Below are 19,649 nucleotides of genomic sequence, written 5' to 3' on the forward strand. Positions count from 1 at the left end.
TGAAGGAGAAATTTTATATGAAAGATGTTGAATTATTAGCCCCCGCAGGGGATATAGAAAAATTAAAAATGGCAATCATCTATGGAGCTGATGCAGTTTATCTAGCCGGTGAATCTTTTGGATTACGAAAAGCATCAAAAAATTTTACAGTTGAACAGTTAAAAGAAGCTACGAATTTTGTTCATGAAAGAGGTAAAAAGATATATATTACAATGAATATAATCCCTCATAATGATGATTTAATAGGACTTGAAGAATATGTAAAAGTTCTAGTGGATATAGGTGTTGATGCTTTAATCGTTGCAGATGCAGGAATATATACTGCTGTTCGTTCAGTAAGTAAGGATATTGAAGTACATATGAGTACACAAGCGAGTGTTACAAATTATAGAACAGTAAAATTCTGGTATGATTTAGGAATAAAAAGAATTGTAATGGCAAGAGAATTATCTTTAGAAGAAATAAATTTAATTCATAAAGAAGTACCTGAAGTTGACATTGAAGCATTTGTTCATGGGGCTATGTGTATTTCATATTCAGGAAGATGCTTATTGAGCAACTATATGTGTGGTAGGGATGCAAATAAGGGAGATTGTGCTCATGCTTGTAGATGGAAATATAATTTGGTTGAAGAGAGAAGGCCGGGAGAATATTATCCAATAGAAGAAACAGAACAAGGAACTTTTATATATAATAGTAAAGATTTATGTATGTTGGATTCGCTAGAAGATGTAATTAAAGCGGGAGTTCATAGTTTGAAAATCGAGGGAAGAGTAAAAACTCAATATTATGTTGCTACAGTTATAAGAAGTTATAGATTAGCTCTTGATGCAATTAAAAATGGCACTTATACAAAAGAAATGGCAGAAAGACTTCTTCTTGAGATTAAAAAAGCTAGTCATAGAGATTTCACAAAGGGGTTCTACTATAAAAAGCCGGATGAAAATGACCAACTTTACAATTCAAGCTCATATATAAGAACTTATGATTTTGTTGGACTTGTCTTGGATTACAACAAGGAAACAAAAATTGCAACTATAGAGCAGAGAAATAGAATTTTTGTTGGAGATGAAGTTGAAATTTTCGGACCTAGAGATGGTTTTGAAACTTTTAAAATAGAAAAAATGTATGATGATAAAGGCGAAGAAATAGATGTTGCTCCAAGAGCAAAACAAATTATAAAAATGCCTTTACCATTTGAAGTAAAGCCTTGGGATATAATGAGAAAAAAATTATCTGATGAATAAATTTAGGAGAAATTTATGATTGAACTAAAAAGAATTCAAAGAGATGACTTAATACGATTATATGATATAGAATATTCAAGTAAAACACCTAAATGGAAAGAATATGATGCTCCATATTTTGATGATTTTGAATTTAAAACTTATGATGAATTTATTCTATCAAGCGAAATAGAATTCTTTTTGGGAGAAAGAGTAAAAGGAATTTATTTTAACGATATTCTAGTAGGAATAGTTTCAAAATATTGGGAAAACGAAAAAACTAGATGGCTTGAAATAGGAATTGTAATTTTTGATGAAAATTTTTGGAGTAAAGGTATTGGCTCAAAGGCACTTTCATTATGGATAGATGAAATCTTTAATACTGAAGAAAATTTAGAGCATATAGGTTTGACGACTTGGAGCGGAAATATCGGAATGATGAAATGTAGCTTGAAAATTGGGATGACACTCGAAGGAAAAATTAGAAAAGTTAGATACCATAATAATATATTTTATGATTCAATGAAATATGGAATTTTAAAAGAAGAGTGGAGAAAACAAATAGAGAATTAAAAATTGTAATATTTTCATAGAATATTAGTAAAATTTTATGATATTTAGTAAAACTTTATAAAAAGAGTTTACTTTTATTGCATTTTATGTTATAATGTTCAAGTACTGTTGCTATGTTTATGGAAACTCCGACCTTTACATTGCTACGGTGAATTATATTTTAGGAGGTAGTTACAATGATAACTAAAGAAGACAAATTAAGAATTATTGATGAATTTAAAAGAAGTGAAGGAGATACAGGTTCTCCAGAAGTTCAAATTGCATTATTAAGTTTCAGAATTAAATATTTAACTGAACACTTAAAAGAACATAAAAAAGACCATGCTACAAGAAGAGGTTTATTCAAATTAATCGGACAAAGAAAAGGTCTTTTAAAATATCTTAGTAATGTTGATATCGAAAGATACCGTGAATTAACTAGTAAATTACAAATAAGAGGATAATTATTAAAGGGCGATTTATTCGCTCTTTATTTTTAGAAGACCATAGGAGGATTAAATGGTTAGAGAATTTATATATGACTTAAGTGGAAGAGAACTTAAAGTAACAATAGGAAAGGTTGCAGAACAAGCAAACGGATCTTGTCTTGTACAATGTGGAGAAACTGTTGTATTAGTAAATGCTTGTGCTTCTAAAGAACCTAGAGAAGGAGTTGACTTTTTTCCATTAAGCTGTGATTTTGAAGAAAAACTTTATTCAGTAGGAAAAATTCCTGGTGGATTTATTAAAAGAGAAGGACGTCCAAGTGAAAAATCAATATTAACTTCCAGACTAATAGACAGACCGTTACGTCCACTTTTTCCGGAAGGATATAGAAATGATGTTCAAGTTATTGCAACAGCATTATCAGTTGAACAAGATAATCAACCTGATATACTTGCAATGATAGGTTCTTCTATTGCACTTACAATTTCAGATATTCCTTTTAACGGACCTACAGGCTCTGTTAATGTTGGATATGTTGATGGGGAATATATTATAAACCCGACAATTGCACAAAGAGAAAAATCAAGACTTAATATTACAGTATCAGGAACAAAAGATGCTATTATGATGGTTGAAGCCGGAGCTGATATTTTAAGTGAAGAAGAAGTTTTAAATGCAATTCTTTTTGCACATGAAGAAATTAAATCAATTTGTAATTTTATCGAAACAATTAGAGAAGAAATAGGTAAAGAAAAATCTGAAGTTATTATAAAACAAAGAGATGAAGATTTATTCAATGCAATTATTGAATTTGGTAAAGAGCAAATTATTTCTGCTCTTAGAACTCCAAATAAAATGGAAAGAGAAGAAAATTTAGACAATATTACAAAAGAAATTTTCGAAAAGTTTTTACCTGATTATGAAGATAAAAAGGGAGAAATTAATTCTGCTATAGAATCAGTAATCGTTGATGAAGTTAGAAGATTAATAATAGAAGACGGCATTAGACCGGATGACAGAGAACTTGATGAAGTTAGAAAGATTTCTTGTGAAAGAGGACTTTTACCTAGAACTCATGGATCAGGTTTATTTACAAGAGGACAAACTCAAGTTTTAACTTTAACAACTTTAGGAGCTCCCGGAGAAGTTCAAGTTTTAGATGGAGTTATTGATGAAGACGATAAGAGATATATGCATCAATACAATTTCCCACCATTTAGCGTTGGAGATGTTAGACCTTTAAGAAGTCCGGGAAGACGTGAAATTGGACATGGGGCATTAGCTGAAAGAGCTTTAATTCCTGTTTTACCAAGTGAAGATGAATTCCCATATACAATGAGATTAGTTTCAGAAGTTTTATCTTCAAACGGATCAAGTTCACAAGCAAGTATTTGTGGTTCAACACTTTCATTATTAGATGCAGGTGTTCCTATTAAAGATTCAGTTGCCGGTATTGCAATGGGACTTATAAAGGATGAAAAAACTAATAAAATTGCTATTTTAACAGATATTCAAGGTTTAGAAGACCATTTTGGAGATATGGACTTTAAAGTTGCAGGTACTAAAGATGGCATTACAGCTTTACAAATGGATATTAAAATTGATGGTATTAGTAGAGAAATTTTAGCAACTGCTTTGGAAAAAGCAAAAAGAGCTAGACTTCACATTTTATCAATTATGAATGAATGTATAGCAACTCCAAGTGAAGAAATGTCAAAATATGCTCCAAAGATATTTACTATGCAAATTTTACCTGAAAAGATAAGAGAAGTAATTGGACCGGGCGGAAAAGTTATTAACAAGATTATTGATGAAACCGGTGTTAAAATTGATACTTTTGATGACGGACGTATTGCAATTACTGCTGATTCAAGAGAAAATGGCGAAAGAGCAAAAGAAATGATTAACGAAATAGTTAAAGAAATTGAGGTTGGAGAAATTTACAGTGGTGTAATTACGACAATCACGAGTTTTGGAGCATTCGTTGAATTAATCAAAGGAAAAGAAGGTTTACTTCATATTTCAAATATGACTCATGAAAGACTTGATAAGGTAGAAAACTTATTTAAAGTTGGAGATGTAGTTGAAGTTAAAGTAATAGAAATTGACAATCAAGGTAAAATAAAATTGTCAAGAAAGGCATTGCTTGAAAAGCCTAAAAAAGAAAAAGAAGAAAAATAAATAACAAAAACAGGTCAATATTCTAATTAATTTAGAATTGACCTTTTTTATTAATATTTATAAAAGGAGGATTTTAATATGGGAAAAATAGTTTACAGTGCATTACAGCCTTCAGGTCAGCTTACAATAGGAAATTATTTAGGTTCAATAAAAAACTTCAAAAGTTTACAAGACCAATATGATTGTTTTTTTAATGTTGCTGATTTACATTCTATAACAGTACCACAAGAGCCTAAATTGCTTAGAGAAAGAACATTAGATTTAATGGCTATATTTTTAGCATCAGGATTAGAACCTGATAAATCAACTCTTTTTGTTCAATCACATGTTCCACAACATGCAGAATTATCTTGGGTTTTAAGTTGTATGAGTTATATGGGACAACTTAGCAGAATGACTCAGTTTAAAGAAAAATCTCAAAAATCGGAAGAAAATCTAAATGCAGGTTTGTTTACTTATCCCGTATTAATGGCTGCAGATATTTTACTATATCAAACAGATTTAGTTCCTGTTGGTGTTGATCAGAAACAACATTTAGAACTTGCAAGAGACTTAGCTGAAAGATTTAACAATAAATATTCTGAAACTTTTGTAGTTCCTGAAGGAATAATTGGAAAAGAAACAGGAAAAATTATGAGCCTTAAAAATCCTGAAAAGAAGATGAGTAAGTCTGATGAAGATGTTAATTCATTTATCTTGCTTCTTGATGATGAAGATGCTATTAAGAGAAAAATTAGAAAATCTGTAACAGATAGTCTTGGAAATTTTGATTATAATGATGAACAAAAAGGACTAAAAAATTTAATTAATATCTATATAGCTTTTAGTGGTAAAACAAGTGATGAAATTGTCGCAAAATATAAAAACGAAAATTATTCTGTTTTTAAAGAGGATTTGGGACAATTGATTGCAGATAGTTTAAAACCAATTAGAGAAAAACATAAAGAGTTTATTTCAGACAAATCATATCTTGAAAAAGTTATGAAAGAAGGTGCAGAAAAAGCATCTTACTTCGCAAATAAAACCCTTAGAAAAGTTTATAAGAAAGTTGGATTTTTACCAAGATAAAAAACAAGACAGAAAATTTTATATTTTCTGTCTTGTTTCTTAATTATTTATAATCTTCTACGATCATTTTTGCAAGTTCGTGTGGATTTCCACATCCTGTTGTTATAATAGTATCTTTATCTTTAAATGTTTCAAAAATATAATCTCTTGCTTCTTCAAAAGTTTTTAAATAAATTGCATTTACTCCGTTTTTATTTAGCTTTTCAACTAAGTCAATGGAATGAATTGTAGGATCGAATTTTTCTCTTGCAGCATAAATTTCTGTTACAATAACTTCATCACAATCGTCAAAACATTTTGCAAAATCATTAAGCAAAGTTTTTGTTCTTGAATAAGTATGAGGTTGGAAAATACATACTAGTCTGCCTTCTTTATGTTCTGCGATAGAACTTAAACAACTCTTTATTTCTTTTGGATGATGACCATAATCAGTTAAAATAGTGGCCTTTTTATCATTACCAATTACTCCATAGACTTCCATTCTTCTGTGCAAATTTTTATATTTTGAAATAGCATCTCTGATATATTCTACATCTATACCTGTTTCGTAAGTCGCTATAATTGCAGCTGCTGCATTATAAATATTATGTCTGCCTATTATATTTAAGCAGAAATGATGTTTACCAAACTTTTCATTTTCAATATCAAAACAAGGATGACCAACTTTATCAAAACTTATATTTGTAATTTTATAAGTAGCATTTTCATTATTAATACCAAATGTAATAGTTTCTCCTTTGATATGTTCTAATAGTGGAAGACAGTTAGGATCATCAATATTAATAATAGCTTTTGAATTTTCATCTAAATTTTTCATATATCCTATAAAAGTATCTACAATATGATCCAAATTTTTATAGAAATCTAAATGGTCTTCATCTATATTCAAAATAATAGCCATACTTGGATAATAATGCAGTATATTTGCTTTAAATTCACAGGCTTCAGTTACTAAATAGTCTTCATTACCACATAAGACATTTCCGTCAATTTCATCCAAATTTCCACCAATTAAAATTGAAGGTTCAAATGGGGAATTAATTAATATTTTTGAAATCATACTAGTAGTTGAACTCTTTCCGTGAGATCCTGAAATTGCTATTGAATGAGTGTAATTTCTCATCAATGCTCCTAAAAATTGTCCTCTTGTTACACAAGGAACCCCTAATGATTTTGCTTTAATTAATTCTTCATTATCCGGTAAAATTGCATCTGTATATACAATCAAATCAGGATTTTCAATATTTTCCTTTTTTGACCTATAAAAATTTTTGCTCCATTTTGTTCTAATATTTGAATTTCTTTAGAAGTATTTCTGTCACTTCCGGAAATATTATATCCTTTTTTCAAAAGTAGCTTTGCTATTCCACTCATGCTTATTCCACCAATTCCGATGAAATGTATATTTTTGTATTTTTTATCATTAAAATCAAACTTAAACATATTAACTCCATTCAAAATAATATAATTACTGTAATTATATCATAAAAATAGTATATATGCCAAATTTTTAATAAAAATTAATAGTTATTATATTAGAACATTTATTATTAATTTATATAACATAAAATGAGATATTTTCATTATTTTAATTTAGACATTATATATAAAAATATGATATAATATCTGTGTATGTACTTTATAATACATTTTGGTAATAGATTATATGATAATTTTGGAGAATAAAATGAAAAAATACTTTTAATCGACGGTTCAAGTCTTATTTTTAGGGCTTTTTATGCGATAAGAAATTTAACAACTAAAGATGGAGTTTTTGTAAATGGAGTTTATGGTTTTTTAAATATGTACTATAAAGCATTGGAATTAATAAATCCTACACATGTTTTTGTAGCTTTTGATAAGGGTTCAAAAACTTTTAGACATAATGAGTTTGCAGATTATAAAGGAACTCGTGATAATGCTCCTAATGAAATAACTTATCAGTTTGGAATTTTAAAAGATTTACTATCTTCTATGAATGTAAATTATTTGGAGCTTGATGAATATGAAGCTGATGATATTTTAGGAACAATCGCAAAACTTGCTCAAAAAGAAGGCTTTGAAGTAGATATTTTTACGGGAGACAGAGATTATTTACAGTTAATTGATGATAATATTTTTGTATATTTGACAAAAAAGGGTATAAGTGAGATTAAACTTATGAATACTGAATCAGTTTTGGAAGATTTCGGTCTTTCTCCTAAACAATTGATTGATGTTAAGGCTCTTCAGGGGGATAGTTCAGATAATATACCCGGAGTTAAGGGCGTTGGAGAAAAAACTGCATTAAAATTAATTCAAGAGTATGGAAGTCTTGAAAACTTATATGAAAATTTAGGTAATCTTAAAGGGAAATTAAAGGAAAATCTTGAAAATGAAAAGGATAAGGCTTATTTAAGTAGATATCTTGGTGAGATTTTTTTGAATGTACCTATTGATAGAAATATTGAAGATTTTGAAATAAAAGATGTAAATTCTGATGAATATATTGAAAAATTGGAAAAATTAGAATTTAAAAGTATTATAAATAAGCATTTTAAAGATATAAAAAAGGATAATACTGTAAAATCAAATAAAAATATTGATTTTGAAGTGATTGATTTTTCAGAAATTTTTGAAAAGATAAAAAATGACGAGTCTATATCAATTAAATTTTTCTCGGATGAAGGATATATTTATAGGAAAAAATTTTATATTGGAATTTATTCAAACTTTAATAATAAGGCATATATTTGTAAGGAATTTAAGCTATCAGATTTTGAAAAGTTTTGTAATTTAGATATAAAGATAATTGGTTATGATATAAAGGAAGAGTTATTTTTTGCATTAAAGAATAATTTAGAATTTAAAAATTATGAAGATGTAATGATTTTAGAATATTTGATTGACTCTAATAAAGGAAATTATGATATTCTAAAAGTCAGCAATGAAATTTTGCATCTGGAAATTTTAGATTTAAAAGAAATGTTTGGAAAAGGTAAAAACAAAAAAACTTTTTTTGAATTGGAAGAGGGCATTATTTTTAAATTTATTTCTCAAAATGTATTTGCCATTTCAGGTTTATATGATATTTTTATAGAAAAAGCTAAAGAAAATAATCTGATTTCATTATATGAAAATGTTGAAAAACCGCTAGTTAAAGTTCTTGCAGATATGGAAAAAACAGGAGTTTTAGTAGATAGAAATAAGATTATTGAGTTAAATGAGGAATATTCAAAACTTGCATATTTGTATGAACAAAAAGTTTATGAACTTGCAGGAGAAGTTTTTAATTTGAATTCTCCAAAACAGCTTGGAGTCATTTTATTTGAAAAAATGGGATTACCTGTAGTAAAAAAGACAAAAACAGGTTATTCTACAGATGTTGAAGTTTTAGAAAAATTATCTAAAAAGCATGAAATAGCAGATTATATTTTAAAATATAGATCTTTGAACAAGTTAATTTCAACTTATTTAGATGGAATATTGGAGTATATTATGGATGACGGTAGAGTTAGAACTTCTTTTAAACAGATGATTACTGCTACAGGAAGACTTAGCTCTGTGGACCCTAATTTGCAAAATATTCCTATAAGAAGTGAAGAGGGAAAAAATATTAGAAAGGTATTTGTGGCGGATAAAAATAAAGTTTTTATTGATGCTGACTATTCACAGATTGAGCTTAGAGTTTTAGCGCATTTATCTAAGGATTCAGTTATGATTGAATCTTTTAAAAATGATTTAGATATACATTATAAGACTGCAAGTGAAGTTTTTGGTGTTCCGATTGATGAAGTTACTGATAATCAAAGAAGAAGTGCAAAGGCTGTAAATTTTGGAATAGTTTATGGAATAAGCGATTACGGTCTTTCAAAAGATTTGAATATTACTAGAAATGAAGCAAGAGAGTATATTGAAGGATATTTAAATACTTATCCTAGAATAAAGAATTATATGGAAGAAATAGTTGATAGAGCTAAAAAAGACGGTTTTGTAACTACTATCTTGGATAGGAAGAGATATATTCCTGAAATTAATTCTAAAAACTTCAATATTAGAAGTTTTGGCGAGAGAATTGCCCTGAATACTCCTATACAGGGAAGTGCAGCAGATATTATAAAACTTGCGATGATTAAAGTTTACGAAAGATTAAAACTTGAAAAAGTTAATGCAAAATTAATTTTACAAATTCACGATGAGCTTATAATAGAATGTGAAGAAAACGAAAAAGAGATTGTTAAGAAAATTTTAAAAGATTCTATGGAAAATGTATATAAATTAGATTTACCATTGAAGGTAGATGTATGTGAAGGAAGGAATTGGTATGAGTCGAAATAAAAATATATTGTTATTACAGGTCAAATTTGTAGTGGTAAGAGTAGCTTAGCGGATTTGATTAGAGAGAGAAATGAAAATTATTTAGTTTTAGATGCTGATGATCAAATAAAAGAATTATATAAAAGGGGTGCTGAGCTTTACAAAGTTTTAGTAAAAGAATTTGGAGATAGTATTTTAAATGAAAAGGGTAATATTTCAAAAGCTAAGTTAAGAAGAACGGTATTTTTTAATGACGAAAATAGAGAAAAACTTAATTCTCTAACTCATCCTGTCATTCTAAAAAATATTACTGAAATCGCAAAAAATTCTGATGCAGAAGTTGTTTTTTTACAAATTCCTCTTTTAAATGAATCAATAGATAGATTGGAAAAATTGATTGAAATTGATGAAGTTTGGAATATAACAGCAAGTGATAATATTAGATTCAAAAGACTTATGTCAAGAAAGGGAATGACAGAGGAAGTTGCACATAGAATTATGGAAATTCAGTCAGAGTTTGATAATGAAAACTATGATATTTTAACTGTTGAAAATAATGGTGATTTTGAAGAATTAAAAGATAAATTGGATTTATTTTTGAAAATAGTTGTATAAATGAAGAAAAGAAAAGAGGTTTTTTTGGAAGGCTGAAGAAAAATAAAGAAAAAAAAGAAGCCGAAGAAAATGATGAAATTGTTGAAGATAAAATTGAAGATGCCGAAGATGTAAGAAAAGTAACTGAAGATGAATTGGAATCAATGGGAATGATTGAAAAAGTTTCTAATGATGATTTTACAGAAAAAGAAAATTTAAACAATAATGATGAGCATTTGGATGAATTTATGCAATCAGTATTTGTAGAAGGGCAAAGTACAGAAAGTGTTGATTTAAAAACTTTAGAAAAACAAGATTCATTAAATATGGAACAAACTAAATTAACAGATTTAAGTTCTTTGCACGAAGAAAAATTAGCTGTTAATGACTCTGTAAAAAAAGATATTAATAATTCTAATGAAGAGTTTTTCAGCGAAGAAACTGTAGAAGAAGAAAAAGATAAAGGCAAAAAAAGAAAAAGATGAAATTGTGGAAAAAAATACTAATAACTATAATAACCGTATTAATTATATGTAAAGCACTATTTTTAGGAGCAATATATTATGGAGGAAAGAATTACCCTGTAAATTATATTGAAGAAATTCAAAAATATTCAAACGAGTATGGAGTAGATCCTAGAGTGGTTTTAGCTATTATGAGGGTTGAAAGTAATTTCAATAGTGATGCAACAAGTAAAGTTAATGCTAAGGGTTTAATGCAAGTTTTACCTGATACCGCTAAACATGTCGCAAAGTTATTAAATATTGATGTGAATTCCATAGACTTAAATGATGCGGAAACTAATATTAAGATTGGAACATATTATATAAAATATTTAATGAAAAACTTTAGTAATATGGATACTGTTTATGCAGCATATAACGGTGGAATTGGTAATGTAAATACTTGGTTAAAAGATTCCAAATACTCAAGTGATGGAGTAAGTCTATATAATATTCCTTCATCAGAAACTAAACATTATGTCACTAAAGTAAATAAAGCATTAAAAGCTTATGAAATTTTGTATGGAAAGGAATTTCCAACTAAAAAAACAAAAGGATTTTCAAAATTTGTAGAAAATGTAAAAAATTCTATTAATTATATTTTTAGAAGTTTTTAAATATTGAGTTTAAAATATGAATTAAAAAGTCAACGGATATTATCATTCGTTGATTTTTTGATTGTTAAATTTTTTAATGTATATGTCTTCGGAAATTAAAATTTTCAAAATTGATTATAGCAAATATATATGGTATAATCAGAATAATTCTAAAATTTGAATGGAGATTTATATGGAAAATAAAATAATAATTTTTAGGAAATTATATTAATGATAGAGAAAAATTAATGAAAATTTTACTATGGGGTTCAATAGCTTTGGATATGTTGTTGCTATTGTGCTTTGTTGTAGGTTTTTCTCTTGGCGTGGGAAGTTCGATAATAGGATTTTTTATGCTTGGAATTGTTTTTAGATATGGAATATGTCTGTTTATAATAAGTGTAGTATTTAAGTTTATAGCTCTCGTTTTAAGTTTTCCCAGAGATACTAAAGATAAAAAGAAATATTTTTCTATTGCTTTGTCTTCTCTGTTCAGATTATTATTTATAGGTGCATTAATTTACGGAATATATTATATTGGTAAAGTTATGACTGCTGTTGGATAAAAAATTTTATTTACTTTAAAATATATAAATTCATTAATTAAAGTTGAGGAAAAATATTAAATTATTTTACTCAACTTTTTTGCTTATGGTAATAATTTTTAAATTATAAAAAGTTTATTTAAATGTAAAAAATTATTATTCATTGGGTATAATATAATAAAGGTCAAAGTAGGTCAGGGGGTGTTCTTTTGGCAGGTATTAGTGATATTATCGAAAAATTTTTGAAAGAAATGTTAGAAAATTCTGAAAATGGAATTATTGAGATAGGAAGAAATGATTTAGCAAATAAATTTTCATGTGCTCCTTCTCAGATAAATTATGTTTTGACAACAAGATTTTCCTCAACAAACGGATACTATATTGAAAGTCACCGTGGGGGAAGCGGTTATATAAAGATTTCAACACTTTCAAATGAAGATGTGTTTTTAAATTCTATTATCGAGTATTTAGATAAAAATGAAATAACTTTTAATGAAGGGCGACGAATTATAGATAGAATATTTGAATTGGGATATATTACAAAAAGAGAAAGATTTATTATTTTACATGCTATAAGTGATAATTCTCTTTGTATAGATAGTAAAATTAAGGATAGTTTAAGAGCTAATGTTTTACTTAATATTTTGTATTCTTTCGGGAGGAGAAATGAGTAAGAAAATTGCAACAATAAGTTATGAAAAAGAAATAACGGATTTTGAATATGACAATTTATTTAATACATTAAAACCTAATGAAAAAGATGAAATATTTTGTAATTTTAAAGGTCAAATTTCTAATTCAAATGTCAAATGCAAAAATTGTAAAACTTCCGTAAAGGATATTATTTATACAAATTTAACTGTTTGTCCTTGTTGCTATGAAACAATTTATAAATTGATAGAAAATAATAAATTAAAGCCGACTCTTGTCTATTCGAATTTTATAAAAAGATTATTATGTAATGATTTTAACAAATATAAAGGAAAAGCACCGGAATATACAAAAGAATTTTTTGAAAATAAAATAAAAATTGCTGATTTAGAAAGGGAGTTAGAGCATTGTATAGAAACTGAAGAATATTTCAAATGTGAAGTTTTGAAAAATACCATTGAAGATTTAAAAAAGAAAAATTTCAAACTTAGGAGGAGAATAAATGAGTAGTTTTTTAGGGAAAATTTCTGAAAAGTACATTTCTCTTTCAAGTCAGGTTGATGTTTATAGAAATGTCAAAGGCTATAAATTTAACTATATGTTGACCTTTGAAGATGAAATTAATCTTTATAATAAAATTTGTTCTTCTTTCTATAAATTGTATTATAGTGATAGATTTACATTTGAAAAGGTAAATACAAAAAACAAATTTTAAAATATTATAATATGGGTTTGTTTTTAGATTCCAATGATATTTTCAGAGAAAATTCATATATAGCATCAAGAGATGATGAATTTGTTTTTATGAATATAGACATTAGAGAGCATCTTAGATTTACCGGTAAATTACCCGGAGTAAATTTTCTTCGTTGTGGACATTTTGCCTATGGACTTGAGTCGGATTTGGATGAAAAAATAGATTTTTCGTTTAATACAAATTTCGGATATGTTTTTGAAGATGTAAATTTAGTTGGTAATGGTTTAAAAATGACAGGAGTTTTACATATTCCTTCATTGAGATATTATAATACTACCGATTTTTTAGAAAAGAAAATGAAAAAATTAGGAATAGACTTTTATTCTCTATCTAAAATAGGACTTTGTGAGGATTTTTATATTGCGGAATTTTGTAATCAAAATGCAGAAGAATTTTCCGCAATTAGAAAAATGGATAAATATATTACGGAAATTGTAAATTTAGAAATAGATAATCGTAGAAAACTTTTAGAGACAAAAACAGACTATTATAGAGAAAAATTTGAAAGATATAAGAAAATATTGATAAAGAGAGAAAATATAACACCATATATAGTTAGTAAATTTATTTCACTTTGTTTATTACTACAAAGTTTGGAGCTTATAGTTGATTATGATATAAAGTTGTTATATGAATGCCTTATGGCTATTAGAAGTTCAACTTTTTTAACTGAGGAAGAGAGTAATGAAGAACTTTTAAATGTAATTTTAAAGTTAATATAGGAGGGTGATTCTATGTATGAAAATGTAATTAGAAGTGTTGACGAATTTATCCGATATGCTGTAAATGAAGCATTTTATTTAAAAGATGATTATATTGGAACTGAGCATATCTTGCTTGCGTTTTTAAAAATAAATAGTAGAGAAACTGAAAGTCTTGTTTCAGCAGGTGCAAATTATAATTCTTTAAAAAGTTATTTAATAGATAAGAAAGGAATTGGAAACTTTTCAAATGTTGCGAGTAAATTATCCAAAAATGCAAAAAAAGTTGTAGATAATGCTGTTAATATTGCAATGGAGTCGGATAATGTCCAAGTATTACCTTGTCATCTCTTAATTTCATTAATGGAATTAAAAACAAGTCTTGCTTATAAAATGCTTGTTGAAGCTAATATCAGTCCTGAAAGTATTTCAGCGGATATAAAAGAAAAGATAAATTTTGGAAATGATACAGAGGTTTCAGGAGAAGCAACGACAGAAACTTTAGATAAATATACTGTAAATTTGAATGAAAGAGCAAAAAAAGGGAAAATTGACCAAGTAATTGGTAGAGAAAAAGAAATAGATAGAATATTACAAATTTTACTTAGAAGAACTAAAAACAATCCTATCTTGATTGGAGAAGCAGGAGTAGGAAAAACTGCTATAGTAGAAGGACTTGCCCTTAGAATTGTAGAGGGAAAGGTTCCGGAATTTTTAGAAAATAAAACTATTTATAGTCTGGATTTACCGGCAATGCTTGCAGGAAGTAAATATCGTGGAGATTTTGAAAAAAGAGTAAAAGATACTTTAAATGAAATTATGAAGAATAAAAATGTTATTGTCTTCATAGATGAATTTCACAATATAGTTGGAACCGGAGGTAGTGAAGGTTCTATTGATGCCGCAAATATTTTAAAACCGTTTTTAGCAAGAGGAGAAATTCAATTAATTGGTGCTACAACCATTGACGAATACAGAAAACATATTGAAAAAGATTCTGCTCTTGAAAGAAGATTACAGCCTATAGAAGTTTTAGAGCCTACAGTTAGTCAGACTATAAATATATTGTTAGGTCTTAAAGAAAAATATGAAAATCATCATGGGATAGTAATAACCGATGAAGCTATAAAAGCTGCAACAGAATTATCACATAGATATTTAACAGACAGATTTTTACCTGATAAAGCTATTGATTTGATAGATGAAGCGGGTTCTATGTTAAGAATAAAATCATATCTAAATCCGAATGATATAATTTTCCTAAAAGATGAAAACGCCAACCTAAAAGCTGATATAAAACAATTTGTGAAAAATCAGGAATTTTTAAAAGCTCAAGAATGCAAAAATAAATATGAGGAAAACTTAGAAGAGATAAGAAAACTTAAAGAGATAAAAAAGATAAGAAAAACAATGAAAATTTAACATTAAAATATGACGATATTGCAAAAGTTGTCTCAGATTGGAGTAAAATTCCTGTTAATAGATTGACTGCTAAAGAAAGTCAAAAATATTTATCTCTTTCTGATAATTTAAAAAATATAGTTATCGGTCAGGGAACTGCAATTGACAGAGTTACAAATGCCATCAAAAGATCCAGAGCAGGAGTTTCTTTAGGAAGTAAACCAATAGGAAGTTTTATTTTTGTCGGAGCTACAGGAGTTGGTAAAACTTATCTTGCAAAATCTTTAGCAAATCTTTTATTTGAATCTGAAGAAAATATGATTAGGATAGATATGAGTGAGTATATGGAAAAACATACTGTTTCTAAACTTATAGGATCTCCTCCGGGATATGTAGGCTATGGAGAAGGTGGATATTTAACAGAAGCGGTTAGAAGAAAACCATATAGTGTTGTATTATTTGATGAGATTGAAAAAGCTCATCCAGATGTGTTTAATATGCTACTTCAAATCCTTGATGATGGACGACTTACAGATTCACAAGGAAAAACTGTGAACTTTAAAAACACAGTAATAATTATGACTTCAAATGTAGGAGCATCTGCGATTGAAAAGAAAAATACATTAGGTTTTTCTTCAAAAAAAGATGAAAATGAAAAAGAATATGACAGAATTAAAGAAATTGTAAATTCTGAACTTAAAATTATGTTCAAGCCTGAATTTTTAAATAGAGTAGATGATATAATTGTCTTTTCAAGACTTGATGAAAAAGATATATTAAAAATTACAGAGCTTTTGCTTGAAAAATTGAAAAAAAGACTTAAAAATATTGGACTTAATATCGGATATAGCAATAAGATTATTAAAAAATTATCAGATATGGGCTATGATAAGGCTTATGGAGCAAGACCTCTTGAAAGAATTATAAAATCTGAACTTGAAAATAAAATTGCAGATGAGATTTTAAAGAATGAAATTCTTAGTGATGAAAAACTGTTTTTGGATGTGAAAAAAGGTAATATTGTATTGGAAAAAGTAAAAATCAAAACTAAGTAAATTTAATAAATAGACTTGTACTTTATGATAACAAAAATATATTGATAACGGTTAAAAAATATGTTAATATTATCTAAAAAAGGAGATTATAATTATGATAATTACAACTACAAGTAATATTGACGGATATGAAATTGTAGAATATAAAGGAGTTGTCTTCGGTGAAGTAATAACAGGAGTAAACTTTGTAAAGGATTTTAAAGCTGGATTAAGAGATATTTTCGGAGGGCGATCATATTCTTATGAAGAAGAATTAACGGGTGCAAGAGAAGAAAGTTTAGATGAAATCGTGGAAAGAGCAACAGAAATTGGAGCAAATGCCGTTGTCGGAATTAAAATGGATTACGAAATGCTTGGAGCATCAAATAGTATGATGATGGTTACTTGTTCAGGTACAGCTGTTAAAATTATAAAAAAATAGATTAAAAGGTGTTTTAGAATTTCTAAAACGCCTTTTATCGTGAAAGAATAAAGTTCCTAGGAATCCATTAGATTCGAAACATTGTAGAGGGATTGGTTATATATATATATATATATTATAAAAATATTTTGAGAAAAATATTGTTAAAAAATTTTTTCAGTAGATTTAAAAATATAAGCAATAAATATATGAAATGACTGTTTTTTTTTTTTGTGCTACAATATCACTTGGAAAAAAAGCATAAAAAAATTGCTTAAAAAATATCAAAGAAATCAAAGGAGTTTAAGAAAATGAAAAGTAATAAGAAAAGAACCAAAAAGAACAAACTAATCAAGTCATCTGTATTATTTTTGGCAAGTTTATCAATTTTGACAGCTTGTGGAAAACCAAAGGTAGAACAAGAACAGCCAAAAAATAATGTAAAAAATGAAGATAACAAAAATACTCAAAAACAAAACGAAAAAAAGAAGAAAAAGGGAAAGGTTCAAATGATTCTGAAAAGAAAACAGAAGAAAAAGTTACAAATAAAGAATCAACAGGAAAAACAATTAATCAACCTAAAGTAGCTAAAAGAGTTGTAAATAGAAATCTTGGAACTAAGAAATTGTCTAATGAAAAATCTAATCAAGATGCTTTAAAAAGACAAAGAGATTTACTTGTTGCAAGAGAAAAAGAAGAAGCAAGAAAAAAATTATTAGCTGAAAAACAAAGAAAAGAAGAATTAGCTAGAGAAGAAGCAAGAAAAGCAGAAGAAGCTAGAAAGAAAGCAGAAGAGGCTAGAAAGAAAGCAGAAGAGGCTAGAAAGAAAGCAGAAGAAGAAAAGAAAAAGGCAGAGGCTGCTAAGAAGAAAGCTGAAGAAGAAAAGAAAGCTAAAGAAGAAGCTAAGAAAAAAGCTGAAGAAGCTAAAAAGAAAGCTGAAGAAGAAGCTAAAAAGAAAGCCGAAGAAGAAGCTAAAAAGAAAGCCGAAGAAGAAGCTAAGAAAAAAGCCGAAGAAAAAGCTAAGTTGGCAGAAGAATTGAAAAAGGCTAAAATTATCGCTACGGAAACTGTAAATAAATTAAATAATATTGATAAAGCAAAATATATCAAAAGAATTAATAATGCAAATTCTGTAAAAGAATTAGACGAAATTGTAGCATCTGCTATTAAAGAATCTGACGAAAATACATCTGTAATAGATGAAGAAGAAAAGAAGAAATTAGCAGAATTAAAAGCTTATAGAGAAAATGCAATCAAAGTTATTAATGAGTTAAAAAACATTGATGAAGAAAAACAAGGTTTTATCAACGAAATCAATGTTGCAGAAACTACAGAAAACATAGATAAAGTTGTTGAAAGAGCTGAAAAATTATCTGAACAAAAAACTAAAGAAATTGAAGAAGCTATTACAGAAATTATAGAAGAAGAAGTTGAAACTATCACTACACCTATGCAAACTATTGAAACTACTTCTGATGAATTAGAAGAAGGAAAAGAACAAGTAACAGAAGGTCAAGATGGAATTACTGAAGTAACTTATAAGATTACTTATAATGTTTCTAAGAAAAATGGTAAAGTTTTAGTTTCTAAAGAAAAAATTAAAGAAGAAGTTAAGCAACAAATGAAAAAAAGAATTGTTGTAAAAGGTACAAAGAAAGTAGATAATACTAAATATGTAAGTTCTTCTGAATTAAAGAAATTAATAGATGATTGCGACTCTACTGTAATGAGAGTAGTAAATAGTAATTTAATGTTTGAAAATAATAAAGAAGTTGTTAAAGCACAAGCATTATATGATACTGTTAGAGATAATGCATCTGTTTTGGCAAATAGCAAAGAAAAATTAACAGAAGCAGAATTTATAGAAGCTAAGACAAAATTAATGGGTGCTACTAATAATTTAGTAAAAACTTATGAAAAAGTTGTTCAAGAAGCTAATGAAAGAGATAAAGACGTAACTGTTAGAGTTTCTGACACAGAAAATACAGTAATCAAAGGTCACTATGAAGATGAAGAAGCTTTAAAACATATAAAATTATTAAACAAATATAGAAACTACGAAAAAGACTTAGAAATTGATGAAGATTTAATGAGAATTGCTAAAATTAGAGCAGCAGAAATCACTCAACTTTTCGAACATACAAGAGTTGACGGAAAATCTTTAGATACTTTAAGAGAATTGCTAGGTGAAAATATTGCAATGACATCAGAAGATGTTGGGGCAGAAGAAACTTTAGACCAATTTAAAAAGAGTAAGGCACATAATAGAAATATGTTAAAAAGTGCTTATACAAAAGTGGGTGTAGCAATCTTCAAGTTAAGAGTTGAAGATGGTGACGGAAACTTCCATTACGAAACATATACAGTTCAAGTATTTTTAGCTGAGTAAATTATAACTCACTATTTTAAGATACTTTGCTTTGAGTATGAATATTTGAATCTTATTATATTACAAGAAAAGTTAAAAATAGAGCAATAATAAATTGCTCTATTTTAATTTTATAAATATTGAGTATTTAATAGAAAAAGTTAAAGGAAATTTAATTATTTTTACTTGAAAAATTTTTTGAAATTTAGTATAATATACTCGATAAAGGGGAGTAGCTATTTTTGTTTAGTCGTCAATACGGTTTATCCCGGCTAAACACCTAACTATTTCAATAGGAAGCAAGACCT

At 27.5% G+C, this 19,649-nt stretch carries 19 protein-coding genes and 1 pseudogene; 19 read left to right on the top strand and 1 reads right to left on the bottom strand.

Annotation, left to right across the window (positions count from 1 at the left end; translation table 11 throughout):
* Positions 1 to 17: 17 nt before the first annotated feature.
* From HMPREF9127_RS03740 to trpS, 5 genes are all read left to right on the top strand, one after another.
* A complete protein-coding gene (locus tag HMPREF9127_RS03740; RefSeq protein ID WP_009448459.1) occupies positions 18 to 1,247 on the top strand; it encodes a peptidase U32 family protein in 1,230 nt (409 codons plus the stop codon).
* Positions 1,248 to 1,262: 15 nt separating this feature from the next.
* The gene (locus HMPREF9127_RS03745; protein ID WP_009448208.1) at positions 1,263 to 1,799 is read left to right on the top strand and encodes a GNAT family N-acetyltransferase; all 537 of its coding nucleotides are present in this window, start codon (positions 1,263 to 1,265) and stop codon (positions 1,797 to 1,799) included.
* A 176-nt stretch (positions 1,800 to 1,975) separates the two neighbouring features.
* Complete coding sequence (gene rpsO, locus HMPREF9127_RS03750) at positions 1,976 to 2,242, top strand: 30S ribosomal protein S15 (protein ID WP_004833566.1); 267 nt, start codon at positions 1,976 to 1,978, stop codon at positions 2,240 to 2,242.
* Between the two features lie 55 nt (positions 2,243 to 2,297).
* Positions 2,298 to 4,406, top strand: a complete 2,109-nt coding sequence (locus tag HMPREF9127_RS03755) for a polyribonucleotide nucleotidyltransferase (RefSeq protein ID WP_009448150.1) — start codon at positions 2,298 to 2,300, stop codon at positions 4,404 to 4,406.
* Between the two features lie 78 nt (positions 4,407 to 4,484).
* Positions 4,485 to 5,474: a tryptophan--tRNA ligase gene (gene trpS, locus HMPREF9127_RS03760; protein ID WP_009448475.1), complete on the top strand. Its 990-nt coding sequence runs from the start codon at positions 4,485 to 4,487 to the stop codon at positions 5,472 to 5,474.
* Positions 5,475 to 5,517: 43 nt separating this feature from the next.
* On the opposite strand, the pseudogene murC reads toward trpS, so the two are convergent.
* Positions 5,518 to 6,917 (bottom strand): annotated as a pseudogene (gene murC / locus HMPREF9127_RS03765) (UDP-N-acetylmuramate--L-alanine ligase).
* Between the two features lie 300 nt (positions 6,918 to 7,217).
* Here murC and polA point away from each other — a divergent pair.
* From polA to HMPREF9127_RS07450, 14 genes are all read left to right on the top strand, one after another.
* On the top strand, positions 7,218 to 9,791 hold the full coding sequence (gene polA / locus HMPREF9127_RS03770) for a DNA polymerase I (protein WP_482198150.1): 2,574 nt from the start codon (positions 7,218 to 7,220) through the stop codon (positions 9,789 to 9,791).
* A gap of 54 nt (positions 9,792 to 9,845) precedes the next feature.
* Positions 9,846 to 10,385 carry a dephospho-CoA kinase gene (coaE, locus tag HMPREF9127_RS08990; RefSeq protein WP_009448036.1) on the top strand — a complete coding sequence of 180 codons (540 nt, stop codon included), beginning with the start codon at positions 9,846 to 9,848 and terminating at the stop codon, positions 10,383 to 10,385.
* Between the two features lie 134 nt (positions 10,386 to 10,519).
* Positions 10,520 to 10,849 (top strand): hypothetical protein, encoded by a 330-nt coding sequence (locus HMPREF9127_RS08995; protein WP_009448247.1) that lies wholly within the window; start codon positions 10,520 to 10,522, stop codon positions 10,847 to 10,849.
* Positions 10,846 to 11,484 carry a lytic transglycosylase domain-containing protein gene (locus HMPREF9127_RS09000; RefSeq protein ID WP_009448200.1) on the top strand — a complete coding sequence of 213 codons (639 nt, stop codon included), beginning with the start codon at positions 10,846 to 10,848 and terminating at the stop codon, positions 11,482 to 11,484. The genes HMPREF9127_RS08995 and HMPREF9127_RS09000 overlap by 4 nt, the downstream gene beginning before the upstream one ends.
* A gap of 227 nt (positions 11,485 to 11,711) precedes the next feature.
* Positions 11,712 to 12,029 carry a hypothetical protein gene (locus HMPREF9127_RS03790; protein ID WP_009448443.1) on the top strand — a complete coding sequence of 106 codons (318 nt, stop codon included), beginning with the start codon at positions 11,712 to 11,714 and terminating at the stop codon, positions 12,027 to 12,029.
* Between the two features lie 188 nt (positions 12,030 to 12,217).
* A complete protein-coding gene (locus HMPREF9127_RS03795; RefSeq protein ID WP_009448342.1) occupies positions 12,218 to 12,682 on the top strand; it encodes a CtsR family transcriptional regulator in 465 nt (154 codons plus the stop codon).
* Positions 12,675 to 13,169, top strand: a complete 495-nt coding sequence (locus HMPREF9127_RS03800) for a hypothetical protein (RefSeq protein ID WP_039849378.1) — start codon at positions 12,675 to 12,677, stop codon at positions 13,167 to 13,169. The genes HMPREF9127_RS03795 and HMPREF9127_RS03800 overlap by 8 nt, the downstream gene beginning before the upstream one ends.
* Positions 13,162 to 13,374 carry an ATP--guanido phosphotransferase gene (locus HMPREF9127_RS09005; RefSeq protein ID WP_009448065.1) on the top strand — a complete coding sequence of 71 codons (213 nt, stop codon included), beginning with the start codon at positions 13,162 to 13,164 and terminating at the stop codon, positions 13,372 to 13,374. The genes HMPREF9127_RS03800 and HMPREF9127_RS09005 overlap by 8 nt, the downstream gene beginning before the upstream one ends.
* An 11-nt stretch (positions 13,375 to 13,385) precedes the next feature.
* Positions 13,386 to 14,138 carry an ATP--guanido phosphotransferase gene (locus HMPREF9127_RS03805; RefSeq protein ID WP_009448098.1) on the top strand — a complete coding sequence of 251 codons (753 nt, stop codon included), beginning with the start codon at positions 13,386 to 13,388 and terminating at the stop codon, positions 14,136 to 14,138.
* Between the two features lie 12 nt (positions 14,139 to 14,150).
* Positions 14,151 to 15,539: a Clp protease N-terminal domain-containing protein gene (locus HMPREF9127_RS09010; protein WP_009447818.1), complete on the top strand. Its 1,389-nt coding sequence runs from the start codon at positions 14,151 to 14,153 to the stop codon at positions 15,537 to 15,539.
* Positions 15,540 to 15,601: 62 nt separating this feature from the next.
* Complete coding sequence (locus tag HMPREF9127_RS09015; protein WP_009447887.1) at positions 15,602 to 16,573, top strand: AAA family ATPase; 972 nt, start codon at positions 15,602 to 15,604, stop codon at positions 16,571 to 16,573.
* Positions 16,574 to 16,667: 94 nt separating this feature from the next.
* On the top strand, positions 16,668 to 16,994 hold the full coding sequence (locus HMPREF9127_RS03820) for a heavy metal-binding domain-containing protein (RefSeq protein WP_009448382.1): 327 nt from the start codon (positions 16,668 to 16,670) through the stop codon (positions 16,992 to 16,994).
* Between the two features lie 290 nt (positions 16,995 to 17,284).
* Positions 17,285 to 17,560, top strand: coding sequence for a hypothetical protein (locus HMPREF9127_RS03825; protein WP_009448129.1), 276 nt, complete (start codon positions 17,285 to 17,287; stop codon positions 17,558 to 17,560).
* A gap of 38 nt (positions 17,561 to 17,598) precedes the next feature.
* The gene (locus HMPREF9127_RS07450; RefSeq protein WP_009448212.1) at positions 17,599 to 19,362 is read left to right on the top strand and encodes a CAP domain-containing protein; all 1,764 of its coding nucleotides are present in this window, start codon (positions 17,599 to 17,601) and stop codon (positions 19,360 to 19,362) included.
* Positions 19,363 to 19,649 lie beyond the last annotated feature (287 nt).

Source organism: Parvimonas sp. oral taxon 393 str. F0440 (assembly GCA_000223315.2).
Lineage (GTDB): Bacteria > Bacillota > Clostridia > Tissierellales > Peptoniphilaceae > Parvimonas.

Coding starts and splice junctions, on each gene's coding strand:
- HMPREF9127_RS03740 (WP_009448459.1), top strand. CDS start 18: ATGAAAGATGTTGAATTATTAGCCCCCGCAGGGGATATAGAAAAATTA.
- HMPREF9127_RS03745 (WP_009448208.1), top strand. CDS start 1,263: ATGATTGAACTAAAAAGAATTCAAAGAGATGACTTAATACGATTATAT.
- rpsO (WP_004833566.1), top strand. CDS start 1,976: ATGATAACTAAAGAAGACAAATTAAGAATTATTGATGAATTTAAAAGA.
- HMPREF9127_RS03755 (WP_009448150.1), top strand. CDS start 2,298: ATGGTTAGAGAATTTATATATGACTTAAGTGGAAGAGAACTTAAAGTA.
- trpS (WP_009448475.1), top strand. CDS start 4,485: ATGGGAAAAATAGTTTACAGTGCATTACAGCCTTCAGGTCAGCTTACA.
- HMPREF9127_RS09000 (WP_009448200.1), top strand. CDS start 10,846: ATGAAATTGTGGAAAAAAATACTAATAACTATAATAACCGTATTAATT.
- HMPREF9127_RS03790 (WP_009448443.1), top strand. CDS start 11,712: ATGAAAATTTTACTATGGGGTTCAATAGCTTTGGATATGTTGTTGCTA.
- HMPREF9127_RS03800 (WP_039849378.1), top strand. CDS start 12,675: ATGAGTAAGAAAATTGCAACAATAAGTTATGAAAAAGAAATAACGGAT.
- HMPREF9127_RS09005 (WP_009448065.1), top strand. CDS start 13,162: ATGAGTAGTTTTTTAGGGAAAATTTCTGAAAAGTACATTTCTCTTTCA.
- HMPREF9127_RS03805 (WP_009448098.1), top strand. CDS start 13,386: ATGGGTTTGTTTTTAGATTCCAATGATATTTTCAGAGAAAATTCATAT.
- HMPREF9127_RS09010 (WP_009447818.1), top strand. CDS start 14,151: ATGTATGAAAATGTAATTAGAAGTGTTGACGAATTTATCCGATATGCT.
- HMPREF9127_RS03820 (WP_009448382.1), top strand. CDS start 16,668: ATGATAATTACAACTACAAGTAATATTGACGGATATGAAATTGTAGAA.
- HMPREF9127_RS03825 (WP_009448129.1), top strand. CDS start 17,285: ATGAAAAGTAATAAGAAAAGAACCAAAAAGAACAAACTAATCAAGTCA.